The sequence below is a fragment of the Aeromicrobium sp. REDSEA-S32_B7 genome (genome assembly GCF_001626145.1).
In the GTDB taxonomy this organism is placed as follows: Bacteria; Actinomycetota; Actinomycetes; order Propionibacteriales; family Nocardioidaceae; genus Aeromicrobium; species Aeromicrobium erythreum.
On sequence record NZ_LUNF01000278.1, the window covers coordinates 1 to 3,914 of the forward strand.

At 71.9% G+C, this 3,914-nt stretch carries 5 protein-coding genes; all 5 read left to right on the forward strand.

Annotation, left to right across the window (positions count from 1 at the left end; translation table 11 throughout):
* Positions 1-141: 141 nt before the first annotated feature.
* Positions 142-633: a 2-oxo-4-hydroxy-4-carboxy-5-ureidoimidazoline decarboxylase gene (gene uraD, locus A6Q79_RS16495; protein ID WP_317698798.1), complete on the forward strand. Its 492-nt coding sequence runs from the start codon at positions 142-144 to the stop codon at positions 631-633.
* A complete protein-coding gene (uraH, locus tag A6Q79_RS16500) occupies positions 630-935 on the forward strand; it encodes a hydroxyisourate hydrolase (protein WP_067853213.1) in 306 nt (101 codons plus the stop codon). Before uraD ends, uraH begins: the two co-directional genes overlap by 4 nt.
* A 2-nt stretch (positions 936-937) precedes the next feature.
* Positions 938-1,840, forward strand: coding sequence for a factor-independent urate hydroxylase (gene pucL / locus A6Q79_RS16505; RefSeq protein ID WP_317698799.1), 903 nt, complete (start codon positions 938-940; stop codon positions 1,838-1,840).
* Entirely contained in the window at positions 1,813-3,249 is a 1,437-nt protein-coding gene (allB, locus tag A6Q79_RS16510; protein WP_317698800.1) for an allantoinase AllB, read from the forward strand. Before pucL ends, allB begins: the two co-directional genes overlap by 28 nt.
* A 50-nt stretch (positions 3,250-3,299) precedes the next feature.
* Positions 3,300-3,914: aminotransferase class V-fold PLP-dependent enzyme (locus tag A6Q79_RS16515; protein ID WP_317698801.1), on the forward strand; the 615-nt coding region annotated here is incomplete at its 3' end.

Here is a 3,914-nt window from a genome sequence, read left to right on the forward strand (position 1 = left end):
CGACCTCGACCTGCTCGACCTCGTGACGGGTCCGCTCCACGCCTGACGGCGAGTCCGCGGGGCCGTTACCCGGATGAAACGCGGGTTGCACGCGCCGTAACACGATGGTCCTAGCGTTCCTCGGGACGAGGGAGGGACCACGTGGACATCACGACGTTCGACACGGCCGACGCCGAGAAGGCCGCTGCCGTGCTGCGCGTGTGCGCCAACGTCGACGCGTGGGTCGACGCCCTCGTCGCGGGTCGCCCCTACGGGAGCGTCGAGGCGCTCGTGGCACGGGCCGACGCGCTGGCCGCGGGCTGGACGGGTGCGCAGGTCGAGGCCGCGCTCGCCGACCACCCGCGCATCGGGGAGCGGCACGTCGGTACGGGTCGCAGCGCCGAGCTCTCCGGCCGCGAGCAGTCCGGCGTCGACGCCAGCGTCGACACCGGGGCACGGCTCGCGGCGGGCAACGCGGCCTACGAGGAGCGGTTCGACCGGATCTTCCTCGTGCGCGCGGCCGGTCGCAGCGCCGAGGAGATCCTCGCCCTGCTCGAGCAGCGGCTCACGCACGACCCCGAGACGGAGCTGGCGGTCACCGCAGGCCAGCTCCGCGAGATCGCCCTGCTGCGGCTGGAGGACACGTTCGCATGACCACCCTCTCCACCCACGTGCTCGACGCCGCGCTCGGTCGTCCGGCGGCCGGCCTGGTCGTCTCGCTCGACGACTCGGTCACCGCGACCACCGACGCCGACGGCCGGATCCGGTTCGACGACCCCGTCGACCTCGGGGTCCACGAGCTCGTCTTCGCGACCGGCCCCTGGTTCGCCGACCAGGACCGCAGCACCTTCTACCCCGTCGTGCGCGTCGCGTTCGAGGCCGGGACGGGCCAGGAGCACCACCACGTGGCGCTGCTGCTGAGCCCGTTCGCCTACACCACCTATCGAGGGAGCTGACCATGGCGACGGGCGACATCGTGCTGGGACCGAACCAGTACGGGAAGGCCGAGAACCGGCTGGTGCGGATCACCCGCGACACCGATCGGCACGAGATCGAGGACCTCAACGTCACCTCGCAGCTGCGCGGCGACTTCGTGGCGTGCCACGTCGAGGGCGACAACAGCCAGGTCGTGGCCACCGACACGCAGAAGAACACGGTCTACGCGTTCGCGCAGCAGCACGGCATCGGCTCGCCCGAGCAGTTCCTGCTCACCCTCGGCGAGCACTTCGTCACCAGCTTCGACTGGGTCTGCGGCGGACGCTGGGAGGCCGAGCTCTACGCGTGGGAGCGAATCGCGGTCGACGGCCGGCTGCACGACCACTCCTTCGTCCGCACCGGCCGGGAGGTCCGCACCACCGTCGTGCAGAAGGACGGCGCCCAGACGTGGGTGCTGGCCGGGTTCAAGGACGCGACGGTGCTCAAGTCGACCGGCTCGGAGTTCCACGGGTTCCCCCGCGACCGGTACACGACGCTGCGCGAGACCACCGACCGCATCCTCGCCACGTCGGTCACCGCGTGGTGGCGCTACACGAGCACCGACGTCGACTGGAACGCGCGCTACGAGGCGATCAAGGCCGTGCTGCTCGAGACGTTCGCGAGCGTGCACTCCCTCGCCCTGCAGCAGACGATCTTCGCGATGGGCCGCGCCGTCCTCGAGCAGTTCGACGACGTCGCCGAGATCAGGCTGTCGTGCCCCAACAAGCACCACTTCCTCGTCGACCTCGAGCCGTTCGGGCTCGACAACCCGAACGAGGTCTTCTTCGCCGCCGACCGCCCCTACGGGCTGATCCAGGCCACCGTCCAGCGCGAGGGCGCACAGCAGGCTCCGCAGGCGTGGGCCACCGTGCCTGGCTTCTGCTGAGCGCACCGACACACGAGAGCGAGCACGACGATGACCGCACGAGCGACCGCGGCGAGGGGCTGACCACGCCGATGCGACTCGACGCGATCCAGGCCCAGCAGGTGCTCGTCGACGGGCAGTTCCGTCCCGCGACCCTGACGCTCGACGACGGACGGGTCACGGCCGTCGGACCCCTCGACGACGTCCCGGCCGGCGAGGTCCACCGCGTCCCCGACACCGCCTACGTGGTGCCTGGCGTCGTCGACACGCACGTGCACGTCAACGAGCCGGGCCGCACGGAGTGGGAGGGCTTCAGCTCGGCCACCCGGGCCGCCGTCCTTGGTGGCGTGACCACGCTCGTCGACATGCCGCTCAACTCCGTGCCCCCGACCACGACGCTCGAGGGCCTGGCCGCCAAGCGCGCGGCGGCCCAGGGCCAGCTCGCGGTCGACGTCGGCTTCTGGGGCGGCGCGGTGCCGGGCAACGTCGCCGACCTCGAACCGCTGTGGGACGCCGGCGTGTTCGGCTTCAAGTGCTTCCTCAGCCCGTCGGGCGTCGAGGAGTTCCCGCCGCTGGACCGCGCCGAGTTCGACGCCGCGCTCGCGGAGGTCGCCCGGCTCGACGCGCTCATGATCGTGCACGCCGAGGACGCCGCGATCCTCGACAGCACGCCGGCGCCCGGCAGCCGCGCGTACCGCGACTTCGTGCTCTCGCGGCCCGACGCGTCGGAGGTGTCGGCCATCCGCCAGGTCGTCGACGGCGCCCGGGAGACCGGGGCGCGGGTGCACGTGCTGCACCTGAGCAGCGCGCGGGCGATCGACCTGATCGCCGACGCGCGGGCCGAGGGTCTCCCGCTGACCGTCGAGACCTGCCCGCACTACCTCACCTTCAGCGCCGAGACGATCCCCGACGCGGCGCCGGAGTTCAAGTGCTGCCCCCCGATCCGCGACGCCGGCAACCGCGAGGCGCTCTGGCAGGCCCTCCAGGAGGGGCTGGTCGACTGCATCGTCAGCGACCACTCGCCGTCGACCGTCGAGGAGAAGCTGAAGGGCGACGGCGACCTACAGCAGGCGTGGGGCGGCGTGTCGGGCCTGCAGGTCGGGTTCGCCGTCCTGGCGCACGAGGCGCGGCTGCGCGGCATCCCGCTCGAGCGACTGAGCCGCTGGATGTCGACGAGCACCGCCGACCTCGTCGGACTGTCGCACAAGGGACGCATCGCCGTCGGCGCCGACGCCGACCTCGCGGTGTACGACCCCGCCGTCGAGCTGCACGTCGAGGCGGCACGGCTGGCCCACAGGAACCCGATCTCCGCCTACGACGGGCTGCGCCTCGCAGGCCGCGTGGTCAGCACCGTCGTGCGAGGTGAGCTGGTCGACGTCGACCACGTCGACCACCGCCACGGCCGGCAGCTGGACAGGCCGTCGTCGTGACCCCGCACCTTGTTGCACCACCGATGGAAGGACCCATGGACACCGCTCCCGTGAACCCCCCGCCCCGCCTGCTGATGGGACCCGGTCCGATCAACGCCGACCCGCGCGTGCTGCGCGCGATGTCGGCCCAGCTCGTCGGCCAGTACGACCCGGCCATGACCGGCTACATGGTGGAGGTCATGGGTCTGTACCGCGAGGTGTTCGCGACGGCGAACGAGCAGACCTTCCTCGTCGACGGCACGTCGCGCGCCGGCATCGAGGCGGCCCTCGTCTCGCTCCTGGAGCCCGGCGACCGGGTGCTCGTGCCGGTCTTCGGACGGTTCGGCCACCTGCTCGCCGAGATCGGCGAGCGGTGCGGGGCCGAGGTGCACACGATCGAGACCGACTGGGGCACCGTGTTCGCGCCCGAGCAGGTCGAGGCGGCGATCGTCGAGGTCCGGCCGAAGGTGCTCGCGGTCGTGCAGGGCGACACCTCCACGACCATGTGCCAGCCCCTGGCCGACCTCGGCGAGATCTGCCGACGGCACGACGTGCTGCTGTACTGCGACGCCACCGCCTCCCTCGGCGGCAACCCGTTCGAGACCGACGCGTGGGGGATCGACGTCGCGACCGCCGGCCTGCAGAAGTGGCTTGGTGGTCCGTCCGGCTTGTCGCCGATCACGATC